Source organism: Paraburkholderia sp. SEWSISQ10-3 4 (assembly GCF_030464785.1).
GTDB lineage: Bacteria > Pseudomonadota > Gammaproteobacteria > Burkholderiales > Burkholderiaceae > Paraburkholderia > Paraburkholderia aspalathi.
In genome coordinates, this window is the sequence record NZ_JALPRI010000018.1 from 1 (window position 1) to 25631 (window position 25631).

Sequence of the window (25631 nt, forward strand, 5' to 3'; positions counted from 1 at the left end):
GCGGTGGTGGGACGGGCGGAGGTGGGACGGGCGGTGGTGGGACGGGCGGTGGTGGAACAGGCGGAGGTGGAACAGGCGGAGGTGGAACAGGCGGTGGTGGGACGGGCGGAAATGGCGACGGCGGTCACGGCGACGGCGGTCATGGTGGCGNGTCCGGTGGTCATGGAGATGGCGGCCATGGCGACGGCGGTCATGGTGACGGTGGTCATGGAGATGGCGGCCATGGCGACGGCGGTCATGGTGACGGTGGTCATGGTGATGGTGGTCATGGTGACGGTGGTCATGGAGATGGCGGCCATGGCGACGGTGGCCATGGTGATGGTGGCCACGGCGATGGAGGTCATGGCGACGGAGGTCATGGCGATGGCGGTCATGGCAGCGGTGGTCATGGTGACGGTGGTCATGGAGATGGCGGTCATGGCAGCGGTGGCCATGGTGATGGCGGTCACGGCGATGGCGGTCATGGTGACGGTGGCCATGGTGATGGCGGCCACGGCGATGGCGGTCATGGTGACGGTGGTCATGGCAGCGGTGGCCATGGCGATGGCGGTCACGGCGACGGCGGTCATGGAAGCGGTGGCCATGGAGATGGTGGCAAAGGTGACGGTGGCCACGGCGACGGTGGCCACGGCGATGGAGGTCATGGCAACGGTGGCCATGGAGACGGTGGCAAGGGCGACGGTGGCAAGGGCGACGGTGGCAAGGGCGACGGTGGCAAAGGCGATGGTGGCCATGGCGACGGCGGTCACGGCGACGGCGGCAAAGGCAGCAGCGGCCAGGGCCATGGCGGCGGTTTCGGTGGGGGCTTCGGCGGCGGTGGCGGCCATGGTGGCGGTTACGGCGGCGGCCACGGCAACGGCCACTAATGCATCTTGCAATCCTTAGCGCGCGGGCGGCCGACAAACGGCCGCCCGCGCCGCTTCAATTACCCGCCTTCTAAAGTTCGAAAAACATCCCCCCGACGCGACCCACGAAAACGCAAACAACCTCCGCCTGATAAAGTGCCGTCCATGATTAAATACCGGGTCACGCTCACCGCATAAAACGCCAAAGCCAACCCCCGGCGGCCACACCGCATCAGTCCATTTACAACGTTGCGCATTGCGCAAAACGGAGTCTGCGTTGAACAACAAACAGGTCTCGCTGCCGCAAGCACCATTGCGAATTGCGGCGGCGCAAGCGCAACCGGTGTCCGGCGACGTCACGGCGAACATCGCCAGAACGGTCGAACTGACCAACATCGCCGCCGACCGCGGCGCGAAACTGGTGGTCTTCCCCGAGAAATTCCTAAGCGGCTACGAACCTGACCTGATTGCCGGCGACCCCGCGAAATACGCTTTCGACGAACACGACGCGCGGCTCGAACCGATTCGCGAAGTTTGCCGCGAGCGCGAGATCGCCGTAATCGTCGGTGCGGCGACACGCGGCATAGGCAACGTGGACGGCCTTCATATTTCGTCGCTAGTGTTCAACCGCGCAGGCGAGCTGATCGAGTCGTATCACAAGCAGCATCTCTACAGCGGCGAGACAAAGATCTATCAGGCCGGCTTGCAAGGCTGCATGCTTGAGATCGACGGCTGGCGGCTCGCGCTCGGCGTGTGCTACGACTCCGGTTTTCCTGAGCACGCGCGCAACGCCGCTGTAAACGGCGCGCACGCTTACCTGGTGAGCGCGCTCTTCAGCGTGAAGACTGGCTATCATCAGTCGCGCATCTGGTTTCCCGCGCGTGCTTTTGACAACACCCTGTACGTGCTCTTGTCGAATCACGTCGGCACTACAGGCGGCTGGGAAACGTGCGGCGCGAGCGCGATCTGGGGCCCGTATGGCGACGTCGTGACGGAAGCGAGCCGCGATCGCGAGGAAGTGATTACCGCGCTACTCGATCCAACTGTGCTGGCCGATGTCCGGGAGCGCGAAACAATGCTCGCGGACTTCAAGGCGCACGTCGCTGAGACAGCGGGTGAGTACGTAGTGCATCGTCTGGATTAACCGCACGCGCGGCAAGATCACAAAGCGTGCCGTTACCGTCACTCGGCGTGGATGTCGAATAAGTTCACGCGAGCAATCATCCCGGCCAGAACATGCCGGCCGCAGCGAGTCCCATTGCTGCGGTAGCGATCCAGCCGAGCCAGCGCAACCAGCCGGTCACGACGAACTGGCCCATCACCTTGGGGCTGGCCGCCATCACCATCACGAGCACCATGATCGGAACCGCTGCGACGCCATTGATTACCGCGCTCCAATACAGCGCTTTGATCGGGTCGAGCCGCATGAATGTGAGCGCAATACCACCGAGAATCGCCACCGCGACCACGCCATAAAACTGCTTCGCCAGACGTACCTGTAACGCCAGACTATTGCGCCATTTCATCGTGCCCGCAGCCGCGTAGGCGGCCGAACCCGCCAGCACCGGCAACGCCAGCAGACCCGTGCCGATAATGCCGAGGCTAAACAGCGCAAACGCCAGGTTGCCGGCAATCGGCTTGAGCGCACTGGCGGCATCGGCGGTGGTTTTCACTTCGACGTGATGCGCGTGTAGCGTGGCGGCGGCAGTAAGCATGATGAAAAACGCCACGCCGTTCGAAACGGCCATGCCGACCCACGTGTCCATGTTGATTCGCTTCAGTTGTGCGGCCGCCTGCATCGGTGCGCGCAAAAGCGATTGCTGCGCGGGATTCGAGCGGATCTCCTCGACTTCCTGCGATGCCTGCCAGAAGAAGAGATACGGGCTGATGGTCGTCCCGAGTACCGCAACCACGGTCGTCAGATAACCGCCGGACAGTTGAACCGGCGGTTTCACGATGCTCAGTCCGACTGCTTTCCAATCAATCGGAATCACGAAGATGATGGCGACGTAAGCGAACAACGTGAGTGTCAGCCATTTCAGAATGCTCGCGTAGCGTTCGTAGGGAATGAATACCTGCATCAGCAGGGAGGCCGTGCCGAACAACGCGACGTAGAGTTGGACCGGGCCGCCGATCACCAGTTTTGCGGCGGCGCCCATTGCCGCGAGATCGGCCGCGATATTGATGGTGTTGGCCGCGAGCAGCACCAGTACCGCGAGATACAAAAGCGGAGCGGGGTAGTGGCGGCGCAAATTGGTTGCGAGTCCGCTGCCCGTCACCCGTCCCATGCGGGCACTGACAAGTTGTATCGACACCATCAGCGGGTAGGTGATCAGCAACGTCCATAGCAATCCAAAGCCGAATTGCGCGCCGGCCTGCGAATAGGTGGCGATGCCGCTCGGATCGTCGTCGGCGGCGCCGGTAATCAGACCGGGACCGAGCCGCTTCATCCAGGAGCGTTCGCCGATATCTTCGACGACAAGTTCCGGTTCCAGGTTTTCAGTAGTCATGGCATCCGCCTGCGAAAGGAACCGTATTGAGTCACTTGCAAAGCGCGCGTGCGCGCCGGGGCGACCCTACGTGCCGCTCGTCAGGAAGTAGCATTCTCTGTGCCACGGACTCTGCCGCTCAACTGCCTTTGCGCCTGTGATTGCCCAGCATCGGCGGTCAACGGCCTGCAACATGTCATCCGCTACAATGACACGCATTACCCACCTGGAGACTCGCTTTGAAATCTATCGTTGCTTTGGTCGCCGCGGCTGTTCTTTCTTCGACGGCGATGGCCGCTTCCACCACTGAGAAACTGCCTTCCGGCGTCATCGTTGAACATCTTACGCAGGGCACGGGCGCCCAGCCGGCCGCAGACGATGTCGTCAAGGTCAACTATCGCGGCACGCTCGCTAACGGCACCGAGTTCGATAGCTCGGCGAAGCATGGCGGTCCGGCAACCTTCCCGCTCAATCGCGTGATTCCGTGCTGGACGCAAGGCGTGCAAAAGATGAAGGTCGGCGAGAAGGCCAAGCTGACCTGCCCGTCGGCCACGGCCTATGGCGAGCGCGGAGTAGGCCCGATTCCCCCGAATAGCGACCTGACGTTTGAAGTCGAACTCGTAGGTATCGTCAAGTAATACCGCGCGAAGTGCGCTGAGACTGAACCCCGCTCCGGAGATCGAAGCGGGGTTTTTCTTTTTCAGGGCACTGCATTTGCCCACTGAAATCTATCTGTGATAAAAACCGCGCCGCTCTCGCGGTGATCTAACCTGACGTATTCACGATCAACGGGATTTCCTGAAAGGAAAGAAGTTCTCGCTTCGGTCGGCGGGCGTGGCGTATGTGTTCCCCTAAAAGTAGTGGCATTCTTTTTTAAGTCCTGTTGCACTCGGTCGTTTACCCTCTGCGCGTGCAGCGACACTGCAATCGCCGCTTTGCGCATTCCGGAATATCTAGCCGTCATTCGTCATTCGTCGCGCCTCAGGAGCGTTTTCCATGAATATCGACTTTCACTACGGGGTGGTCTATATCGTCGCCCGTATCGGCGGGATGGCGCCCGCCGAGGCGCTCACGGTGGCCCATGCCTGCCAGTATGTCGACGACGCGACCACTTCAGGAATACTGCGTTTTGCCGGCGGCGAGACATTCGAGCGCTTTGCTACGGCGCACAAGCTATTCGATTACACCAATACGGAAGACGACCAGAACCGTCTGGTGTGGACGCCATTTCATTTTCTGCCTGCCGGCGAGGGGGATACGCTCGAAGAGAAGGCGGTGTGCCGGCCGGATAGCGCAGTTGCTCGCGAGGTGGTGCGCCGGGCGATCCGGCAGCGGGGCGCCGATACGGCATTGCACCGCCTGGGTGTGACGCTTCACGCGTACGTCGATACGTGGGCCCACCAGGGCTTCGCCGGTATCGAAAGCCCGATGAATCGCGTTCATATGCTGGAGGCGGAAGATTGCACGAAGGAAAGCTGGCTTGCCCGTCTTACCCGCGCAACCCGGCATCTGGTCGAACACGTCGAGGAAGATGTGCTGACGCTTGCACTGCCTGTCGGTCATGGGGCCGCTTTGCACTATCCCGATCAGCCGTGGGCAAAATGGCATTACACCGACGGTAGAAATGAGCGCGTCGACAGGCACAATCTGCCGGAGTTCATGCAGGCGGCCGAGATGACTTGCCGTGCGGTGCGCGGCTATGTCGCGGGACGGGAAGATTTTGAATCCCAGCCAGGCCTGCCGGAAGATGTCAAAACCGCACTCACGAAGCTTCTCGACACCAATCGGAATCTGGACGACAACAAGCGCCTGCAGACCATTTGCGAAGCGGTGAAAACCGACGTCATTCCAGGCCTGTCAGAGTCGGTTCCGGACTATGTGGCCAAGGGGCTCGGCTCCTGGAAATATAAGGCCACCGGTTTGCAGTCCGATGACGATAGCGGGGACCGCCCCCGGTGGAGCGACATCTTTGAGAAAAGTGATTACCGGCGCTTTCACGACGCCGTCAAAGAGCACCGTTTTGTAATTACGCAGGAGATTCTGCCGGCTCACGGATTGCGGATCGCCTGAAAAGAGGACGCTTTTGCGCGTTATTTCAATAGCCGCCCCAGCGGCCGCATTCATGCCATTCGTGCTCGCGCCATTGCGCGCGACGCCATTCATGTTCACACCATTCGCGGCGTTCGCGCCGCTCGCGTGCGCATCAATCATAGATGAAACAGCGCTGCGAGATTGGTAACGTGGGCTTACCGGCAAAAAAATGAACTGCCGCCCTTTGAATCTCCGGATGCTTGCCTATAGTAGAAGCGGCTATTGCCGCATTGCACGGCGGCCGGCTTCTTTTGACATGGGTGACGGGGAAACAGAAATGACGCCATCGAATGCTGCAATCTATCAGGCCCAGGCTTGCACGCCGGATTCATTACGAACGCTTGCCACCTATCTCGAACTGGCGCTCGACGAGGGAGAAAGCGTGGTTCTGATGCGGATCGGCACGCAGGTGCGCAGTATCTATGTCGGCAATCCGTCCGGCACGTTGGAGGATTTGACTGATCACGGTGTAGTGGCCGCCTTCCAGGCCGACGAGATGCTTGCATTGACGCAGTTGGGACTCAACCGGATAACTGCCGACGATCAGCAGTACCGGTTCATGCGCAGTGTGAGGTATATCGCTGACCGCCAGGTTGTCGTTTTTACTCCTATTTGAGTGACTGGCCGGCAATTGGAAAGGTTAAGGAATGCGGTTATCGAGTAGTGAGCTCGAAAGGTTCGTACTCCACGGGATGCATTCCCGTGTAAACCTGATGCCTTTATAGTTGCATAGATCTGCCTTTCTCGCGCTATTCATGGCATAGTTCGATCGATTACCACATAAGGAGCAATCAAATGCCCACGTTAGAGCAAATCCAAGCAAAGCTTAAGAAGCTCCAGGCGCAAGCTGACGTCCTTATTGCCAGGAAAGCACAAGTTGCGGTCGACCAGATTCGCGAGCTGATGCTCAAGCACGGTCTCACTACCGCAGATATCGAAGCAAAGGCAAAGGCGAGACGCGCCGCGCGCGGCTTGAATGGCCATGCTGCAGGTGGCAAAGCAAAAGCCGCTGGCGCAGGTAAGTCGCTGCCGAAGTACCGCGACCATAAAACGGGCGCGACATGGACAGGTCACGGGCGTGCACCGGCCTGGATTGCCGCCGTGAAAGACCGGACTCAATTCCTGATTGAAGGCGCAAGCGAACTGAAGTCCGCGGCAAAGGCAGCGGTTACTCAGGCCAAGGGCAAAAGTAAAGGTCAGCCCAAAGGCGCACAGCCGCCCAAGTACCTCAATCCGAAAACTGGAGCGACCTGGAGTGGACGCGGCCCGGCGCCGGCATGGCTCGCCACGGTCAAGGACCGCACCAGATTTCTGATCGATGGCGCTTCGGCTACCAGCAATGCCGCTGCCAAAAAAGTTGTGACGGCGAAAAAGGCAGTGGCGAAGAAAGGTACCGCGGCCACTAAGAAAGCTGTAGCAAAGAAAAGCGCGGCCAAGCCCGCTGCGAAGAAAGCCGCGGCAAAGAAGACTGCTGTGAAGAAAACGGCAACGGCCAGGAAAGCGGCGGGCCGCAAGGCGGGTGCTAAACGCAAGGCCGGCGCGACGAGCGCCGCCGCAGCACCGCAAACCTCGTCAGTGCAAGCCGGCGCGTGAGCGCAACGGAGTCGCGAAGTAGATGACCAGCATGCTCGAAGTACCCCAGCAGGAGGACCATGTCGTCCTGCTGGATTCCGTTCCTCACCCGGCAGCCGACGCCGCCGAACCATTCATTGTCGCCAGCGACCGCCGGGTGATTCTGGCTTATCCGATTGCTGAATCCGACTTCGAACGGTTCGGACCATTCGATTCCGACGACGATCCATTTTGCACGGTGCTATTTCCCGACGCCGTGTTTCATCGTCTTGGGCCGCCCGGTGACGGCGATCTCGAGATACATCCACTCGCGTCGCAAGGACTCAGTGGGTACTCGGTTCACGAAGTCATGAATTCGTCGTTGGCCGCTGAGATTTCGGCCGTTACGTCGCCTGGTCCTTTGCAACGCCATTTCGTCATCACGTTTCAGGGTGCGACGTTCGAATGCGTGGCGTCGGACTATACGGTGGTCGGCGTGTACGGCGCGGGTGAGATTGCCTGGCGGGAAGCCTTCTCGCTGGTCCGCTAATCTTCCTGGCGGTTATTGCCGCTTGTTGCTGCTTGTTGGCGTTCATTGCCGCTGGGTGACGCGACCTCTTTCCAGTCTGTCCCATCGCCTGAACGCTCGCCTCGCGCAGCGTTCGGGCGTTCCAATGCCTGCCCCTCCAGTCAATCGGCACACTATGTAGCAAAACACGGTCCTGGCAACGGGCACGCGCAATGCGTCCTGCCCAGGTAGTAAGAACCCGGGCTTAAGGTCCCGGCGTGCCCGCCAAACGGCAAACCACGAACTGCAGGGTGCTTGCCCGCCGCATCCTGCCGATTAGCATCGAGGCCACGCATGCTGACGATTCCAATTACCGCCTTTGTCACGCTCGTCATCATATTGGTGATTGCCAATCTGTCGAGTGGCGAAAAGAAGATCGAACACAAGATCGAACGGCTTTATACGAGTGACGACCCGCAGTTTCTCCGTTCAATGGGCCTGCTGCTCGGGCCGCCCGTACTGTCCGGAAACCGCTTCGAGATGTTGCTGAACGGCGAACATATCTTTCCGTCGATGCTCGAAGGCATCCGCTCCGCAAGTAAAACCATCACGTTTGAAACCTTCATTTACTGGTCCGGCGAGATAGGCGAGCAGATCGCCAGCGCACTGGCGGACAAAGCACGCGAAGGCGTCGCCGTGCATGTGCTGCTCGATTGGGTGGGCTCGTCGAAAATGGATAAGCGTTATCTGAACATGCTTCAAGATGCGGGCGCGGAAGTGATCCAGTATCACAAGCCGCATTGGACCGGTCTCGGGCGAATGAACGATCGCACTCACCGCAAGCTGCTGGTGATTGACGGACACATCGGCTTTACCGGCGGCGTGGGCATTGCACCGGAGTGGACCGGCCACGCACAAGACGAAAAACATTGGCGCGATACTCATTTTCGTGTGGCCGGCCCGGTGGTTGGCCACATGCAGGCCGTGTTCATGGACAACTGGGTTAAAGCGACCGGCAATGTGCTGCATGGGCCCGACTACTTTCCGGAAGTTGAAGGCGTTGGTGACGGCCTCGCGCATATGTTCAGCAGTTCGCCTTCAGGCGGCAGCGATGACATGCAGTTGATGTATCTGATGGCGATCACCGCGGCAACCCGCTCTATTCATCTGGCGAGTGCCTACTTTGTACCGGACAAGCTGACAATCAATGCGATCGTCGAGGCGGCAAAGCGCGGTGTGAAAGTACAGATCCTCACGCCCGGAAAACGTATCGACACCCATACCGTGCGCGAAGCGTCGCGTGCCTGTTGGGGCAACTTGCTGCGAGCGGGTGTCGAGATGTTCGAGTATCAGCCGACCATGTTTCATTGCAAGTTGCTGGTGGTGGACGAGTACCTGGTCTCGGTCGGCTCCACCAATTTCGATAGCCGCTCGTTCAAACTCAACGACGAAGCGAACCTGAATATCTACGACCACGACTTCGCGAAGCAGCAAACCGCAACCTTCGCAGACGACATCAGACAGTCGCACCAGGTCACACTCGACGCGTGGCTGCGACGGCCGTTTCCGGAGAAGCTGATCGAGAAGTTTGCGTCGCTGCTGGATACGCAGCTGTGATGCGATGACTGCGCAACGCGCTGCTGTTTCCTTTCAATAACATTTTCCCGCCCATTTCGAACATATGCTCAATGACTTTTTTTAGCTTTTATTTTTGAAACATGTTAAAAAGCTTTCCGACATCGTATATTGACATGAAGTCTTCACGCAGTGAGGGCAGAGTGACAGCAACGAATGGCGTGCTGTAGAGATTGAAGCAACGCATTCGAAATTACATATAAATATATTACGAGGCATCGAACGCTCGATTGAAGCGGACCTGAGTTCAGGCGCGCGTCACGAAGAGCCGGCAGGTATCACGTCGAGTGGTACGTGTTTTCGGTGCAGCAGCGGTCGTCGCGGATCGGATTTGCCAGCGTAAGGGTACGTAATGGTACTTAAAGGCAAATCGCATGGGCCTGATCCCCGGTAGTACGGCCGCAAGGCGTCCGCGAGTGCGGGCGCGGTATCGGTACGCATTTGCGTTGCGCAAGTGCATGCGAATACGCCATGCCCATCGAAAAACTCCTTGTTCCGCTACCGGCGGGCCTGAAAGTCTACGTTGAACGTCACGTATTCGATCCGGCCTTCGAGAGTGTCATTCTGATCAACGGCGCGCTGGCCACCACGGCGTCGTTCGGACAGACAATCAAATACCTCGGCGAACGCTATAACCCAATTTGTTTCGATTTACCTTATGCGGGTCAATCGAAAACGCATAACGTGTGCGACTTCGTTCTGACAAAAGACGATGAAGTCGACATTCTGCTGCATCTAATAGGCTTATTCGAGCCGAGCTTCCTGTTATCGGTGTCGTGGGGCGGAGTGGCGTCGCTGCTGGCGCTCTCGCGGGCGCGCACCAGCGTGAGGCGCGCGGTGATTGCGTCGTTCTCGCCGCGGCTCAACGCAGCGATGACCGCGTATGTGACCGCGGCGCGCGACCACATCGCCGCCGGCGAAAATCTGAAGGCCGCGCAACTGCTCAACGATACCGTTGGGCAGCATCTGCCGCGCATCATGAAGCTCTATAACTACCGCTACCTCTCCACGCTGCCACGCGATGAGCAGGACCAGGTGGCCTTTCACGTCGACCAGATTCTGGCTATCCGTCCAGAGGACTATCTGCACGAGTTCCGCAACATCGAGTGCGGCCTGAAATTCCTCAACGGCGAGCTCGACGACTACACCACGCCTGAGGACGCCCGCTCGCTTAGCGCGCATCTGAAGCGCGCCGAGTTTCTCACGATCGAGCAGGCCGGGCATTTCCTCGATCTCGAAGGGCGGGCCGCACTGCGCCAGGTTCGGACGGCCATTTTCGATTACTTCGGCGCCGCGCGGGTCCAGGCGCCAGCCCGTGGGCTCGATGGTTTCGACACGTTCGCCGCCCGCACGTCCGCCATGCCGGTGCAACAACCCGCCATCGCGAACGTCGCGTTGCAAGCCACCGCCGATCACTCGTTCCAACAGGTCGAAACACCATGAATATCGCTCAGAGCATCACTATCGTCGTACCGTGGACGCTGTGGCTGCTGTATTGGATCGCGACGTCGAACCGCGTCAAGGAAACCGCGCGCAAGGAAGCGTCTCTGTCGCGCACGTTGCAGTCGATTCCGTTGATCGGCGGAGGCGCACTGATCATCCTGCCGGACTTCAACACAGCGGCGTTGTCCTTCGATCCGCATGCGATCGGGCCGCTGCAGCTGATGGGCTTGGCCGTGCTGTTAGCTGGCCTTGCGTTTTCCGTTTGGGCGCGGCTGCATCTCGGCACCAACTGGAGCGTCTCGGTCACGCTGAAGGAAGACCACGAGCTGGTGCGCAGCGGACCCTATGGACTGGTTCGTCATCCGATCTATACCGGCTGCCTGCTGGCGCTTCTCGGTGCTGTGCTGATCGGCGCGCAATGGCGTGGCGTGGCTGGGCTAGTGCTGATTTTCGCCTCGCTGGCGTACAAGGTCCGGGTCGAGGAGAGTTGGCTGACGGGTCACTTCGGCCGTGCGTATTCGCAATATCGCCGCGACGTCGCCGCGCTGATTCCCGGTCTCTTCTGAGCGACCTGAATGGCGAAAGTCATCATCACCGCGATCGGCTCGGCGGGCGACGTGCATCCTTTGCTCGGCATCGGCGCGGCATTAGCCGCGCGCGGTCACGAGATTGTCTTCTGCACGCATCCGCCGTTCGCGGAGGCCGCCTCGCGCCAGGGTTTCGCATTCGTACCGATCGGCACCGCCGCCGAATATGAAGCGGCGATGGCTAACCCGGCGCTATGGCATCCGCGTACGTCATTCCGCACGCTATGGGCGGTGATAGCGCCTACGCTGCGTCCGCATTTCGATACGCTGGCTGCGTTGACCGATAGCGACACCGTGCTGGTCGGCACGTTGTGGGCTTTTTCCGCGCGGTTGATGCAGGAGCTGTATCGGGTGCCGTTCGTATCGGTGCAGGTCTCGCCGTCGACGCTGCTCTCCGCGCATGCGCCGCCTACCCATCCACGGTTGACCATTCCGCGCGGCTTGCCATTGGCTCTAAAAACGGCGCTGCTGCGACTGATCGAGCGCCACGTACTCGACAAGATCTGCGGCCCCGCATTGAACGCGTTGCGCGTGGAACTGGGGCTCGCACCGGCGCGCCGCATTTTCGGCGAGTGGCTGCATTCGACCGATGGTGTGCTGTGTCTCTTTCCTGACTGGTTCGCGCAAGCTCAGCCGGATTGGCCGTCGCCGCGTTGCCTCAGTGGTTTTCCGCTGTTCAACGACACGGGCGTGCAGGCGCCCGATCCCCAACTCGAAGCCTTTCTCGCCGCGGGCGAGCGGCCGGTGGTTTTCACCGCGGGTTCGACCTTGATCGATCAGGCGCGCTACACGGATGCAGTGAGCGCGGCGCTGGCGGAAAGCGGGTTGCGCGGGATTCTTTTGACGCCGGATGCGCCAGCCGCCCAAACAGATGCGCAGACAGACGCACAGGGCATGCTGCTCAAGCGGCGTTACGTACCGCTGCAAAAGCTGTTGCCGCGCTGCCGGGCGCTGGTGCATCACGGCGGCATCGGCACCGCGGCGCTCGCGTATGCTGCCGGCATTCCGCAAGTGGTGACGCCGTTCGCGCACGATCAGTTCGATAACGCGCAGCGTGTCGTCGTGAGCGGTTGCGGCGTTCGGCTCGATAAGCCACTGGAGCCGCAGGCGCTTGCGCGTGCGTTGAAACATGTGCTCGGCAGCCCGTCGATCGCGACGCAGTGCGGACGCGTGCAGGACCGGCTTGCGTCGTCGCCGGATGGCTGCGAGGCGGCCGCACGGTATATCGAAAGTTTCGTGCCCGCCGGCGTGCGCGCGCAAAGCCTCGGCCGCGTGTCTATGCCGGCACTTGCAGACAGCGGGCATAGCGCATGAGCGCCGCCACGCCATTGCCGAAGCACGCTGCGTCGGCTGACGAGGCGCACGGCGTCGGCTCCGGCATTGGCCCCGCCGGCGAGCGCAGCACACCCGGCATGCGCGGTGCGCGGCTCGCCTTGCTGACGTTCGCGTTGTCGCTGGCCACGTTTATCGAAGTCCTGGATTCGACGGTAACCAACGTTGCGGTACCGGCGATTTCCGGCGGCCTTGGCGTGTCCAACAGCCAGGGCACGTGGGTGATCAGTTCGTACTCCGTGGCCGCCGCCATCGCCGTGCCTTTGACGGGCTGGCTCTCGAGGCGGGTCGGCGAAACGCGGCTGTTCCTAGGCGCGGTGATCCTTTTCACGTTGACGTCGCTGCTATGCGGCATAGCAGGCGACTTTCATCTTCTGGTTGTATGCCGGGCATTGCAGGGGCTTTTCTCCGGGCCGATGGTACCGCTCTCCCAAACGATCCTGCTACGGACCTTCCCACCGGATAAACGCGTCGTGGCACTCGCGCTGTGGGCGATGACGGTGCTGCTCGCGCCGATCTTCGGCCCGGTAGTGGGTGGCTGGATCATCGACAACTTTTCGTGGCCGTGGATCTTCCTCATCAATCTGCCGATCGGCATCTTTTCGTTTGCGGTGTGCATGACGCTGCTGCGCCGCGATGCACCCGTTGGCAAGGCGGTGCCGATTGATCTGCCCGGCATTATCTTGCTGGTCGTCGGCGTCGGCTCGCTGCAGACGGTGCTGGATCTCGGTCACGACCGCGGCTGGTTCGATTCGCCTTTGATCCTGACGCTCGCGATCATCGCCGGCCTGGCGATCGTGTCGCTGTTGATCTGGGAGGCGGGCGAACGGCATCCGGTGATCGATCTGAGCCTGTTCCGCGATCGCACGTTTTCGTTCTGCGTGTTGATCATTTCGCTCGGCATGATGAGCTTCTCGGTAGTCGGCGTGATCTTTCCGCTCTGGCTGCAGGCCGTGATGGGCTACACCGCGTACCAGGCCGGACTCGCCACCGCGCCGCTTGGCGTGCTCGCGCTGGTGTTCTCGATTCTGGTCGGCATTTATGCGGCCCGCTTCGACGCGCGCGTGCTCGCGACTTTCGGCTTTCTCGTATTCGCGGGCGTGCTGTGGTGGGATGCGCATTTCACACTGACCATGACCTTCACGCAGATCATCACCCCGGGTCTGATTCAGGGCATCGGCTTGCCGTGCTTCTTCATTCCGTTGACCGCTGCAACGCTCTCGCGCGTGTCCGACGACAAGCTTGCCGCGGCCTCGAGTCTGTCGAATTTTTTGCGCACGCTGTCGGCGGCGTTCGGCACGGCGATGAGCGTCACGCTATGGGATAACCGCGCGCTATATCACTACGACGTCGTCGCGCAGTCCGTGACGAAATCGTCCGGCAATACGCAGCGCTTCGTTCAGGGTCTGCACGGCATGGGCATCGACGGCGCGCGCGAACTCGCCACCTTGCATCACGTCGTGCAGCAACAGGCCTACATGATGGCGACCGGCGACATGTTCTACATGGCAAGCATCACCTGCCTCGTGCTCGCCGCGATGATGTGGCTCACGCGTCCGAAGCGCGGCGCGGCGATGGCTTTAGGTCACTGAGGAACTTCGAATGACGATCCTGGGCGCATTGATCATCCTGTTTCATCCGAGTGAAGAGCAGCTCGCGCGCGCGGTGGCGATGCGTTCGGCGTGCGACCGCCTGCTGGTAGTCGACAACTCGCCGTTGCCGGACGCGCGCGCCGCGATGGTGTTGGGCGAGGCGGGCGTTGCGTTGCTGCATCACGGTAATCGCAACGGCATTGCCGGCGCCTTCAATTGCGGCCTGAGCGCGCTGTTCGACGCAGGCGCGGATGCAGTCGCGCTGTTCGACCAGGATTCCGAGGCGCCAGACGCTTACTTCGCGGTGATGCGCGACCGGTGCACGTCGATGAGTGGCCGGGCATTTTTAGCGGGCCCGCGCATCTTCGATGAAAACGATCAACGCTTCCTGCCCGAACTCGCGACGAGCGGTCTGGCGGTGGAGCGGCTGTCGATACACGCCGACGCCGCGATGCAACGCTGCGCGTTTCTGATTTCGTCCGGCTGTGTGATTTCACGCGAGGCGTTCGCGCGGCTCGGCCGTTTCGATGAAACGCTTTTTATCGACCACGTCGACACCGAATACTGCCTGCGTGCGTTGCTGCGTAATGTACCGGTGTACGTGGTGCCGTCACTTGTACTGCTGCATCGGATCGGCTCACGGCGGCGCCACAAGCTGGGTTCTCTGGAATTGACGACGATGAATCACCCCGGTTTCCGCCGCTATTACAGCGCGCGAAACGCAATGCAGCTTGCGCTGCAGTATGGAATGCGCCTGCCGGTCGCCATCGTACCGAACGTGCTGACGCTCTGGCAAATCGTGCAGATTGCGCTGCTTGAAAAGGACAAGCTGGCCAAGCTCAATGCGATAGCACTGGGTCTATTCGATGGGTTCTTCGGACGAATGGGGCCGCTTGAGCGCACGCGTCCGCGACTCGCGGCCAAAGTTACCAGGACCGCGAATCTGGTTAATGCGACTAACCCGGCGAGGCTTGGCGAGATGAATACGCCGGTAGCAGGAGAACGTGCAATGCCTCTTACCCGGCACTCATGAGACGGTCTATGCAATTCCCCAAGCCACGCACTTTGCCGCTGCTGCTGCCGCCGCTGCTGATTGCAGCAGCGCTGAGCGGTTGCGTGAGCGACGCGGGCCTGCAAGCGAACGTCAAACCGATCAAGCCATCCGCCGATGCACTTTCGCAGACCATCGGGCCAGGCGCGAACGGCGCATGGCCCGCGCCCGATTGGGTAAAGCGTTACCGCGATCCGCAACTGGATGAGCTGACCGCTGAAGCCTTGCAAAACAATCCCGACCTGCGGATCGCCAAGGCGAGGGTGGGCGCCGCGCAGGCGCAACTCGAACAGTTTGCTTCGCTCACCGGCCTCACCGGCACGGCGGGCGCGACAGTGAGCAAGGCCCGCTTGCCGCAGCCGAACGACGTGGCCAACGTATCTGTCGGCGGCCAGCAGATTCCGGTGCAGTTGTTCAATGATCCGGTGGTGTCGCCGGCTGCGTTGTTCGCGGGCCTAAGCTACCAGCTCGACCTATGGGGCAAAAATGCCGCGCTAACCGGCAGTCTGCTGTCCACGCGCGACGCCGCACGAATCGATGCGGAGCAGGCGCGGCTCACGCTGACGGTCGCGCTCGTGACGCTGTATTGTGAACTCGACCGCGCCTTTGCGATGCAGGATATTCTGCTGCAGAAGCAACAGGCCGCGGATAAGGTCGATGCGGTGTTGCGCGAGCGGGGCGCACGCGGCATCGATAACGCGTACGACTCGGCGGAAGCCATACTCAAGCGAAGCCGGCTCGCCTCGCAGCAGGCGCTCAACGACGAGCGCATCAAGCTGACTGAGTTGCAGATCGGCGTGTTGACGGGACGCGGCGCAGAGCGGGGTTTGTCGCTTCATCGTCCGCAACTGGCCGCGGCGGCCGATGCGCCGATGCCTGCGCAATTGCCGGTCGATCTGCTGGGCCGCCGGCCCGACATCGTAGCGGCGCGTTTGCGGGCTGAAGCGGCGCTCGCCAACACCGACGCCACGCGGGCCCAGTTCTATCCCGACGTGAATCTGGTGGCGTTTGCCGGGCTGACAGCATTGACGCCCGGCGCGCTTTTCTCACGCGCGGCGTTGACCGGCTCGGTGGGACCGGCGATCTCCCTGCCGATTTTCGACCGGACCCGTTTGCACGCGCAATTGGGCGGCGATTACGCCAACGTCGACGCTGCGGTCGGCCTCTATAACAAGACTGTCGATGAGGCGCTCGGTGAGGTCGCGCGTCAACTGACTTCCTTGCGCACGGTCGATACGCTCGCGACCGAGCAGACGCGCGCGGTGGAAGCGGCTTCGCATATCGTCGCAATTGCTGAAGAGCGGCATCGCCGTGGTATCGGCATGCAGAAGGACGTGACGCTGGCCGACCTGTCTTTGCTCGACGAACGCGCGCAGCAAGTGGATTTACAGGGCCGCCGCAGAATGCTGCAGGTTGCGCTGGTCGGCGCGCTCGGCGGTGGCTTCGACGTACGCAAGGTGGCCGGCGCACCGATTTCTCACTATCAGACCACCTTTCCTTCCCACGCACGCATCACGGATACGCACTTCGATTGAATGCACAACGATAAACAGGCACAACACGCCGCGGGCTGGACCGAGGAGCAGGCAAACCCGGCAAACGCGGCAGGCATAACGAGCGACGCGCACGATGCGAAACGGGCGGCGCGCCGGCGGCGCTTTGCCGTTTTCTTCGGCGTGGCGGCGCTCGCCGGTATGGCGTGGCTGACGTACTGGGGCTTAAGCGCGCGCTTCTTCGAAGAGACCGACGATGCCTACGTGGCCGGCAACATCGTGCAGATCGCGGCGCAGATACCAGGCACGGTCACCGATATTCTGGTGGAGAACACACGGCAGGTCCGCGCAGGCCAGCCGCTTGTGAAACTCGACGACGCCGAAGCGGCCGCCGCGTTCGCGCAGGCTAAAGCGCAGCTGACGCTCGCCGTGCGACAAGTGGCCAACGCGACGATCTCGCGCAAGCTCTACGTTCAATCGATCGACGCGCGCCGCGCCGAACTCGCATTGGCGCAGCGTGCGCTGGCGGCGCGCGATCATGCGTCAGTGGAAGTCGTGTCGCCGGAAGAGTTGGCGCGCGCCCGCGAAGCAGTAGCCGTCGCGCAAGCGAATCTCGCCTCGGCGCAGGTCCAGCTCGACGCTGCACGCGCGCTCGGTGGGAAATTCCCGGTCGAAGCCAGCCCGCCGGTTTTGCAAGCTGCGGCGCAATTGCGGCTTGCTTACCGGAATCTGCAACGCACCACGGTCGTTTCTCCCGTCGACGGTACGGTCGGACAGCGTTCGGTGCAGATCGGCCAGCAGGTCGGGCCGGGGCTCGCACTCATGTCGATCATTCCGCTCGAGCGGCTGTGGGTCGAGGCGAATTTCAAGGAAGGCCAGATTCGCAGCATGCGCGTGGGGCAGCCGGTGCGCATCGTGTCGGATGTGTACGGCTCGCAAGTGGTGTATCAGGGGCACGTGGAGGGCTTTTCGGCTGGCACGGGTAGTGCGTTTTCGATGCTGCCGTCGCAGAACGCCGCCGGTAACTGGATCAAGGTCGTGCAGCGCGTGCCAATCGTGATTTCGCTCGACCCGGCCGAACTCGCGGCGCATCCGTTGCGGCTCGGGCTGTCGATGCAGGTGTCGGTGGATACGCATGTGCGCACCGGTCATCTGATCGGCAACGATACGCAGGCGGCCGCGCAGAGTACCCGCGTTCACGATAACGTTTCGCGCGATGCGGATGCGCTGATCGCGCAAATCATTCGGGACAATAGTGACCGTGGTGGTGCTGCTGACTAGCAATCTGCGCCGCTGAGATACGCTTCGACCTTCGATACTTGAGACGGATTGCCGCTCTCGTCACCAGGGCGGACAGGTACGGCAAGAATTGTTTTCGCTCGTTGATAAGCGCCGGCAAATCCTCGCAATTCCTGCGTAATCGGCCGGTCATCCAGCCGGCGGCGTAGCAGCGCTTGTGCAATGGAGCGTTCGATCAACGCGAGCTGGCTGTCGATATAGTCGAGGGACAACTGGCGGCAGCGTGCTGAAACACCTGCTACAGCCAATAGCGCCGGCACGATGGAAATGCTCAGAAACCCGCCCGCGGGAATGCGCGCCAACGCGGCGGGCGACTCGAATAGCTCTTTGCGCAGCGCTTCGAATACGGCCTTGCCCCATACCTTACTTTCGGCTGCGAGTGACTCACGGCGGCGTGCGAGTGCATCTCTCGCGGCCTCGTCTTCAATGCGGCCTTCTGCGACCATCAACTTGCCGTCAGCGCGGTCGCCTTCCTGAATACAATCGGTGCCGAGATACGCGGCACTCTGATTGCGTCCGGCCAATACCAGGTGTTGCAACGCATCCGGCACGAGTGGATCGAGCGGGACTACTTCGCACGTGAGCGGTTTGCCGTCGAAGTGAATCGCACAGCGTCCATCCTCTTCCAGCGCCGGGCAGCGTGCAAGAGAAGGGTAGTCGTAACCCTGCGTCGTGAGGCTGAACGTGTCTCCCGCGCGATGCAGCAGCGTATCCGCGATGGCATCGAAGGCGGCGACGTCAGTCTCGTCGAGTACGGTTTCGTATTTGCCGACCCGAAGCTTTTCACCCAATCGCTTGCGGGGCACACGCCCAATCGCAATGCAGCCGATGAACCGATCTCGATGTCGGAACAGTTCCGGCAACGACATCGCCGGCGGACTGTTGCAACATTTTCCGCACGCCGAGCATGCGAATGAAAACGTGCTCACCATGGCCGGCGTACCGAGTCCTGATAGTGCGTCAGGATGAAATGCGCGACCTCGGGTGAGTGATACGCGCCGATCAGTTGCGCGACCCACGGGTCAGTGCGGTCGCCGTCGCGCACGGTCAGCACGTTGGCATAGGGCGAGCGCGCGTCTTCGAGACCGAGGCTATCGCGAGCCGGGTAAAGACCCACGCGTGCCGCATCGTCGCTATCGATCACAGCGAAGGCCACGCTGTTCAAGCTGTCGAACAGGCGAGCATGCGGCACCTGACGGATCTTCAGGTTCAAGCGGTTGCTCGTGATGTCGGCAAGCGTGGCATGCAAACCGGCGCTGTCCTTGAAGGTCAGCAGCGTGAAATTTTGCAGCAGGATCAAGGCGCGCGCGGTGCCTTCACGGTCGTCGGGAATCGCAATGGTCGCGCCTCGCTGCAACTGGCCGAGGTTCGTCAATTTGCGCGAATACAGCGCGATCGGAAATGTGACGGTGGTCGCGACGCTCGTCAAGGCGTAGCCGTGTTGTTTGCGCTGCGCTGCGAGGCTCGGCCCGTCTTCGAAGCTTGCAGCATCGATCTGTTTTGCGGCGAGCGCGGCGTCGATGCCATCGGGCTTGTCGAAGACGACGACGTCGAGCGTAAGGCCTTGCGTGGCGGCAATACTCCGTACTTCGTCCATGATCTGCGCGTGGGCACCGGCGGTGACGCCGATCTTGACTACCTGCGATGCGGCGGCGTGCGCAGGATGGACCCACGAAGCTGCAATCAGCAGCGCCGTTGTGATGAACGCGCGTGGTTTCACGATGCATCCCTCAAGACAGTACGAAAGCCGATATGCGAGGCCGGCAAATCCGCTTCCTGCTGTTCGCGGGACGCCGCCCGATAGCGTACGCAATAGTCGCGCGAACACAGGAACGAGCCGCCTTTGATGATCATCGGCGTGTCGTGTTTGCGGCTTGCAGGTGCGACTGCCGCGGTATCGCCATTGGTGTGCGACTGATGCGGGCCGCTGTAGATGTCTCTCGTCCATTCCCATGCGTTGCCGATCATGTCGTAGAGCTTGAAATCATTCGCCGCATAGCAACCGACCGGCGCGAGGCCAATGTGACCATCCTCATTGGTGTTCAGCACGGGAAACACGCCTTGCCAATAATTCGCACTTGGCTTGCCGCGTTGGTCGCGTGGTGCAGTGTCGAGATCCGCGCCTTCGTGGCCGGCTTTGCCCGCATACTCCCACTCGGCTTCGGTCGGCAGATCGCGGCCGAGCCAACGCGCGTAGGCCAGCGCGTCAGCCTGCGTGACCATCGTCACCGGCTGGTTCATGCGGCCATCGAGATTGCTGCCGGGCCCCGTCGGATGATTCCACGCGGCGCCCTTGACCCACGTCCACCACGCCAGATCGCGCGCGTTCATTTCTTCGCGCGTCGGCGTATGAAAAACCACAGCGCCGCCCTGGCGCTCCGAATCGCTGACGTAACCCGTGGCTTTCACGAATGCGGCGAACTGCGCATTCGTCACATCGGTCTGGTCGATCCAGAAGCCGGCGACGTGGGTTTGGCCGTCGCCGGCAGGGCGCTCGTCTTCATACCCGAGTTTGCTGCCGAAGACGAAGTTGCCGCCATGCAGATGCACCATGCCGGCTTTCGGATCGTCGCGCCAGCGCGAAGGCAGGCCGGCATAGCGCTCGCATTGCTGTTCGGAGCCGAGCGCCACTAAAGCGCGCGAGCGGTTCAGTTCGTCGAATGCGCTCTGCTTCCCGCCGCTCAATGCCGCCGAGGCGGCCATCGCGGCGGTAAAGGCCGCGGTAAAAGCGACCGTGGCGATTGCAGCATAGGCGCCGTACAACGCCGCGGTGCTTTTCAGTTTGAATCGGACGGACATGGCGGGCTCAGTAGTAGCCGCGCGGACGCAACGGCTCGACACCGCCGACGCTGCTCATATAGCTGTTCCACTGCTGCACGAGGCCGTCGATTACCGACGGATTCTGCGTTGACACGTCCTGCGTTTCGCCGCGGTCGGCGCTCATGTCGAACAGTTGCCAGTGACCGTCCACCGGACCCAGCGGCGGTTCCGTCCACAAGGCTTTCCAGCGGCCGTCGGCGCTGCGCAGATAGCCGCGGCCGTAGGCTTCGTCGCCGAATGACGCGGTGTGCACGGCGTCGGTGGTCTGATCGTTCAGCAAAGACAGCAACGACTGCCCGGTGATCGGATACACATAGCGATTGTTGTAGACCACCTTGCCCTTGTTCTGATCGACGCCGGTGAGCGTATTGATCAGCGGCGGCGCAGCTTGTGTGGGCGGCGAGATCTGTGCGACGGCGAGGAATGTGGCGGTGTTATCGGTCACATGCGTGAAGTCGCGCAGCGTGGGCTTCTGTGTGGTCTGACCCGGCAGATGCACGATCAATGGCGTGGATACGCCACCTTCTCCGGAATAGCCCTTCGTCAAACGGAACGGCGTGGCGCTTACTTCAGCCCAGCGCAAGCCGTATTGCAGACGTTGCGCGTTCTGCTTGCCGTTGTCGGTGCCGAGTGTTGAATAGACCGGGTCGGCGGCATTCGCTGTGTCGGTGGCGGTCGGGTCTGCGCCGGAGTCGATCGGCCAGCCTTCGGCGCCATTGTCCGACTGGAACATGATGAAGGTGTTGTCGTACTCGCCGATGTCCTTCAGATGCTGGATCAGCAGGCCGATGTTGTGGTCGAGATTTTCGACCATGCCCGCGTAGATTTCCATGTAACGCGCCTGGGCTTTCTTCTCGGCTGGCGAGAGGCTCGCCCACGTCTTGTTCACCGTGCCGGGACCGTAGTCGGTATAGCCCTGCGCGGCGCTATGCACGGCGCTTACATATTTCGCGTTGGCAGTGCCGTTGTTTGCCGTGGCCGCTGTCGCTACGAGCGTTTCCGATGCGCCGCCGTACGGCACGAAGTCATTCGGAATGATGCCGAGCGTTTTTTGCCGCGCGATGCGCGCGTTGCGGATCACGTCGTAGCCGGCGTCGTATTTACCGACGTAATTGTGCAGATAGGGATCGGGCACCTGCAGCGGCCAGTGCGGCGACGTGTAGGCCGCGTAGGCGAAGAACGGCTTGCCGTCGCCCTTGTTCGAGTCGATGTACGAGATCAGACGTTGTGTGTAGAAGTCTGTTGAATAGAACACGGGGGGGCTGCCGCCTGCGCCGCCCGGCTGTCCAGGCTGACCGGGCTGCACGTACTTGCCGTCTTCGGTGTAGTTCTGCGAGTTCGCCAGTTCGTGAGCAAAGTGATTGGTCGCGGCGCCGCCGAGCAGCGCGTAGCTGTGCTCGAAGCCCCATTGATCCGGCGTCTGCCCGCCACCCGTCGTGCTGCCGACGATCCCGGAGCCGATGTGCCACTTGCCGGCCATGTATGTGTGATAACCGCCGTCCTTCAACAATTGCGCGACCGACAACGCGCGGTCGTTCAAATAACCTTCATAGCCGGGCAGGCCTTTGCGTTCGTCGGTCGGCACACCCATCGTGCCTTCGCCGACCAGATGGTGATCCGTGCCGGAGATCAGCATGGAGCGCGTGATCGCGCAGACGGTGCCGGTATGGTGATTCGTCAGGATGCGGCCCGACTGGACAAGAGCGTCGAGGTTGGGCGTATTGATTTCGCCACCGAAGGCATGGATGTCGGAATAGCCGAGGTCGTCGGCCATGATGTACAGAATGTTCGGGCGCTTTTGCGCGGCTACCGGCGCAGACGCCGTCGGTCCGGGCAGCTTGTCGTCGCCGCAGGAAGCGAGTACGACGAGGCTGGCGACGGCCGCGCCGATTATACCGAGACGAAGAGTGGGGCGTTGCGATCGTTGTGTTGTCATTGTTGTGCTGACCGGATATGTCGGGTCGCCGATGTTAGCAATGACGCGAGAGTGGCCAAAGATCGATTTCTGCGTTGCTATGTTTGATTGTCGATATAGGTGTTAAAGCGTGATGGGCGATATAACGCACGACGCAACTCCGTGTGCTGCTTCGTGTGTTTTTTCGTGCGCGGCTAGTTGCCGGGATCGATCACGGGCTTCTCAGGATCTGCCAGCGTTTTATAAGGTAGCGACGCGGCGCGCGGGTTGCTTGTGGTGTCGTCGATCACGCGATCGACGTCCGCGGTTTTCGCGAGTTCCGTGAGGAATGTCTGTTTGTCGAAGCCTGGTGCGACGCAGCCTTGCACGTAGATGAAGCGGCGTTGCAGCGTGAGCCACAGCGTCGACTGTTCGCGCCAGTGGATGGCGTAATTGATGTTGGTGAGACGCCGCTGGACGGCGTCGGCGATTTCCGCGTCGTAGAGATACGCGTTCGACAGACGGCAACGGCCCTCCACCCAGCAGCTATTGCCGCGCTCGATCCGGTAATGACTATCGTCGAGCCACTCCTGCTCGGTCTCGAGTGGGCCTAAGGGCACCGGGCAGTCGCTGATCGCTTTGGATATCTGAAAGAACGGATCGTGGCCGCGATTGACGCGCGCTGCTTGTGCTTGCGCCTGGGCATGCGTCGCGGCCATGCAGATCAGCAGACTTGCCAGGTACTGTTGGATCAGGCGTTTCATCGTCTTGGGCTCCGGGATTTGAGCGTGGGGCAGACGGACCGACGGTTTGGATTCTCGACTACCCAATCGAGATTATGCAGCGGCGGCCCAAAACTTCACTGACTCTTGCGACGATTTTCAACGGCGAACTTGATCAGCTCAGCCTGGCCTTCAATATCGAGCTTGCGCTTCAGATTCAACCGATGCGTCTCCACCGTGCGCACCGAGAGGTCGTTGCGTTGAGCGATCTGCTTGCTCGAGAGACCTTCCGCGAGTGCATCGAGAATATCGCGCTCGCGCGGCGTGAGTCTTTCAATCGGTGATTGCGTCGCCGATGCCTGGATCAATCGAGCGCCCAGTCCCGCGCTGAAAAACGTCTTGCCCTCCAGCACCGCGCCGATTGCCTGAATGATTTCGGTGGCGGGCGAGTCCTTGAGCACATAACCGCTGGCCCCTGCGCGCACGGCCTGGGTCACGTACTCGAGGTTGTCGTGCATGGAGAGCATCAGCACGCGTATCGCCGGGAAGCGCTCATGAAACATGCTGGCCAGCGCGATGCCGTTCATTCCGTTCATGCCGACATCCATCAGCACCAGATGAGGTTCCTGGCTGGCGGCGAGCGCGAGTGCTTCCTGCGCGTTGCCCGCTTCGCCGACGATCTCGATGTTGCGCACGGCTTCGAGTCTCGCGCGCAAACCATCGCGTACCAGCGGGTGGTCGTCGACCAGAATCAGACGTGCGATGGCGAGTGACATGTCGTTCATAGCGAGGTTTCCTGCAAGGCCGGCGATTGAAGCGCAGAGGCAACGACTGGCACGCGCGCGGTCACGATCGTATGACCGGCTTGCGAGCTGAGCGACAGCTTGCCGCCCAATGTGTCCAGCCGCTCGCGCATATTGCGCAGACCCACGCCTGCGCGTGGATTGACAAGTGCGTGCGCCACGTCGAAACCGCGTCCGTTGTCCGAAATCGTCAGCGTGACGGCGTCGCTCGATACTTCCAGCGATAGCGCCGCGCTGGACGCCTGTGCGTGCCGCACGATGTTCGTGAGCGCTTCCTGGGCGATGCGGAACAGGACCGTGTTTACCGCTTCCGGCAAGGCCGCTGCATGAGTGTGGGCGATCTGCGTGAAGCCGATTTCGATGCCGGATTCGTCGCTCAACTCGCGCGTGAGTTGCTCCAGCGCGGCAGCAACGCCCAGGTCATCGAGCATCGACGGACGCAGCGCGTGAGAAATACGGCGCACTTCACGCAAGGTCTCGCCGATGCGCGCCACGCTGGTTGATAGCGCGGCTTCCGCCGCAGGCACGCGCACATCGCTGCGTTCGAAGCGCGCCAATGCCGATTCGAGCAGCAGCTTCACGGAGACCATCATCTGGCTAATGCCGTCGTGCAATTCACGCGACAGGCGCGCCCGTTCATTTTCCTGCGAGTCGACCACCTGCTGCGCGAGCCGCTTCAGTTTTGCATCGGCACTGCGATATTCGGTGACGTTGAGCACCAGTGCACACAACGCGATCACGGCGAGCCCGGCGAGTGCGATGGCATCGATCCACTGCATCGTGCGGTCGATGTTGGCCGCCGCGCGCTGATCGATGTCCGCGAGCGTGGCGTCGACGTCGTCGAGATAGATGCCGGTGCCGATCATCCAGCCCCAGCGTTCGAGCGGCACCACGTAACCCAGTTTCGACGCGAGCTTGCCCGTCGACGGACGATGCCACACATAGCGCACATAGCCGCCGCCGCGCGTGGCCGCGGCGAGCAATTGCTGGATCGTCAGCTTGCCTTGCGGATCGCGCAGCTCCCAGAGGTCGCGTCCGACGAGGTCGGGTTCGCGCGGATGCATCAGCGAACGGCCGTGCATGTCATAGACGAAGAAGTAGCCGTCCTTGCCGAAATCCATTTTCTCGAGGATGTCGAGCGCGCGGGTGCGCAGCATTGCGTCGTCACGCGCGTTGTCCTGGCCGGCGTTGTAGAGCGGGGCGATCGCCGTGGTCGCGAGCTCGACGTAGTGCTTGAGTTCGATTTCCTTGCTGGCCATGTACGCGGCCTGGGTGGTCGCGTGTTGCGTCTCGGCGAGCGCAGTGGCTTCCTGGCGCACGCCAATTTCAATGCTCGCGATGGCCGCCAGAAAGGGAACGATCGCCAGCAGGACAATCTTTGCTTTGAGTTTCATCGTAGACAGGACGGCCGACAGGCTACGTAATATTACGTAGCCGGCTTACGTAGTTGCGCGCTTGTGAGAGCGTTCACGAAGG

Annotated in this window: 20 protein-coding genes and 2 pseudogenes; 14 read left to right on the forward strand and 8 right to left on the reverse strand. The window is 61.4% G+C overall.

The annotated features are described in order from the left end of the window. The first annotated feature begins 1122 nt into the window (after positions 1-1122). Entirely contained in the window at positions 1123-1989 is an 867-nt protein-coding gene (locus tag M0D68_RS26565; RefSeq protein WP_200653999.1) for a carbon-nitrogen hydrolase family protein, read from the forward strand. 76 nt (positions 1990-2065) lie between these two features. Here M0D68_RS26565 and M0D68_RS26570 read toward each other — a convergent pair whose 3' ends face one another. Beyond that, the gene (locus M0D68_RS26570) at positions 2066-3355 is read right to left on the reverse strand and encodes an NRAMP family divalent metal transporter (RefSeq protein WP_266225862.1); all 1290 of its coding nucleotides are present in this window, start codon (positions 3353-3355) and stop codon (positions 2066-2068) included. A gap of 269 nt (positions 3356-3624) precedes the next feature. On the opposite strand from M0D68_RS26570, the gene M0D68_RS26575 reads away from it, so the two are divergent. The 13 genes and pseudogenes from M0D68_RS26575 (at position 3625) to M0D68_RS26635 (ending at position 17898) form a co-directional block, all read left to right on the forward strand. Beyond that, positions 3625-3972 carry an FKBP-type peptidyl-prolyl cis-trans isomerase gene (locus tag M0D68_RS26575; RefSeq protein WP_233465191.1) on the forward strand — a complete coding sequence of 116 codons (348 nt, stop codon included), beginning with the start codon at positions 3625-3627 and terminating at the stop codon, positions 3970-3972. A 358-nt stretch (positions 3973-4330) separates the two neighbouring features. Continuing rightward, the gene (locus tag M0D68_RS26580) at positions 4331-5404 is read left to right on the forward strand and encodes a DUF6765 family protein (RefSeq protein WP_308187612.1); all 1074 of its coding nucleotides are present in this window, start codon (positions 4331-4333) and stop codon (positions 5402-5404) included. A gap of 298 nt (positions 5405-5702) precedes the next feature. Continuing rightward, positions 5703-6041 carry a hypothetical protein gene (locus M0D68_RS26585; RefSeq protein WP_093634831.1) on the forward strand — a complete coding sequence of 113 codons (339 nt, stop codon included), beginning with the start codon at positions 5703-5705 and terminating at the stop codon, positions 6039-6041. A 179-nt stretch (positions 6042-6220) separates the two neighbouring features. Beyond that, entirely contained in the window at positions 6221-7018 is a 798-nt protein-coding gene (locus M0D68_RS26590) for an H-NS family nucleoid-associated regulatory protein (RefSeq protein ID WP_200653997.1), read from the forward strand. A gap of 22 nt (positions 7019-7040) precedes the next feature. Next, positions 7041-7526 carry a hypothetical protein gene (locus tag M0D68_RS26595; RefSeq protein WP_093634829.1) on the forward strand — a complete coding sequence of 162 codons (486 nt, stop codon included), beginning with the start codon at positions 7041-7043 and terminating at the stop codon, positions 7524-7526. Between the two features lie 312 nt (positions 7527-7838). Then, entirely contained in the window at positions 7839-9101 is a 1263-nt protein-coding gene (gene cls / locus M0D68_RS26600) for a cardiolipin synthase (protein ID WP_093634828.1), read from the forward strand. A gap of 489 nt (positions 9102-9590) precedes the next feature. Next, a pseudogene (locus tag M0D68_RS26605) lies at positions 9591-10409 on the forward strand (alpha/beta fold hydrolase); the annotation flags it as partial. A gap of 149 nt (positions 10410-10558) precedes the next feature. After that, on the forward strand, positions 10559-11128 hold the full coding sequence (locus tag M0D68_RS26610) for an isoprenylcysteine carboxylmethyltransferase family protein (protein WP_211707937.1): 570 nt from the start codon (positions 10559-10561) through the stop codon (positions 11126-11128). 9 nt (positions 11129-11137) lie between these two features. Beyond that, the gene (locus M0D68_RS26615) at positions 11138-12463 is read left to right on the forward strand and encodes a glycosyltransferase (RefSeq protein ID WP_266225865.1); all 1326 of its coding nucleotides are present in this window, start codon (positions 11138-11140) and stop codon (positions 12461-12463) included. Positions 12464-12561: 98 nt separating this feature from the next. Next, positions 12562-14073 carry a DHA2 family efflux MFS transporter permease subunit gene (locus M0D68_RS26620; protein ID WP_266225947.1) on the forward strand — a complete coding sequence of 504 codons (1512 nt, stop codon included), beginning with the start codon at positions 12562-12564 and terminating at the stop codon, positions 14071-14073. A 10-nt stretch (positions 14074-14083) separates the two neighbouring features. Beyond that, positions 14084-14962 (forward strand): annotated as a pseudogene (locus tag M0D68_RS26625) (glycosyltransferase family 2 protein); the annotation flags it as partial. Positions 14963-15114: 152 nt separating this feature from the next. Beyond that, entirely contained in the window at positions 15115-16659 is a 1545-nt protein-coding gene (locus M0D68_RS26630) for an efflux transporter outer membrane subunit (RefSeq protein WP_266225867.1), read from the forward strand. Further along, positions 16660-17898 (forward strand): HlyD family efflux transporter periplasmic adaptor subunit, encoded by a 1239-nt coding sequence (locus M0D68_RS26635; RefSeq protein ID WP_266225869.1) that lies wholly within the window; start codon positions 16660-16662, stop codon positions 17896-17898. Here the strand turns inward: M0D68_RS26635 and M0D68_RS26640 are convergent. The 7 genes from M0D68_RS26640 to M0D68_RS26670 all read right to left on the reverse strand — a co-directional run bounded on the left by M0D68_RS26640 (position 17895) and on the right by M0D68_RS26670 (position 25549). Then, complete coding sequence (locus M0D68_RS26640) at positions 17895-18722, reverse strand: hypothetical protein (RefSeq protein WP_266225870.1); 828 nt, start codon at positions 18720-18722, stop codon at positions 17895-17897. The two genes, M0D68_RS26635 and M0D68_RS26640, sit on opposite strands and share 4 nt — an antisense overlap. A 119-nt stretch (positions 18723-18841) precedes the next feature. Continuing rightward, positions 18842-19606 (reverse strand): MetQ/NlpA family lipoprotein, encoded by a 765-nt coding sequence (locus M0D68_RS26645; protein ID WP_266225948.1) that lies wholly within the window; start codon positions 19604-19606, stop codon positions 18842-18844. A 26-nt stretch (positions 19607-19632) separates the two neighbouring features. Further along, positions 19633-20715, reverse strand: coding sequence for a formylglycine-generating enzyme family protein (locus M0D68_RS26650; protein ID WP_266225872.1), 1083 nt, complete (start codon positions 20713-20715; stop codon positions 19633-19635). 7 nt (positions 20716-20722) lie between these two features. Beyond that, entirely contained in the window at positions 20723-22672 is a 1950-nt protein-coding gene (locus tag M0D68_RS26655; RefSeq protein ID WP_266225874.1) for an arylsulfatase, read from the reverse strand. Between the two features lie 173 nt (positions 22673-22845). Further along, positions 22846-23394 carry a hypothetical protein gene (locus tag M0D68_RS26660; RefSeq protein WP_266225876.1) on the reverse strand — a complete coding sequence of 183 codons (549 nt, stop codon included), beginning with the start codon at positions 23392-23394 and terminating at the stop codon, positions 22846-22848. Positions 23395-23489: 95 nt separating this feature from the next. Next, positions 23490-24137 (reverse strand): response regulator transcription factor, encoded by a 648-nt coding sequence (locus M0D68_RS26665; protein ID WP_200653989.1) that lies wholly within the window; start codon positions 24135-24137, stop codon positions 23490-23492. Further along, complete coding sequence (locus tag M0D68_RS26670) at positions 24134-25549, reverse strand: cache domain-containing protein (protein ID WP_200653988.1); 1416 nt, start codon at positions 25547-25549, stop codon at positions 24134-24136. The genes M0D68_RS26665 and M0D68_RS26670 overlap by 4 nt, the downstream gene beginning before the upstream one ends. Positions 25550-25631: the final 82 nt, after the last annotated feature.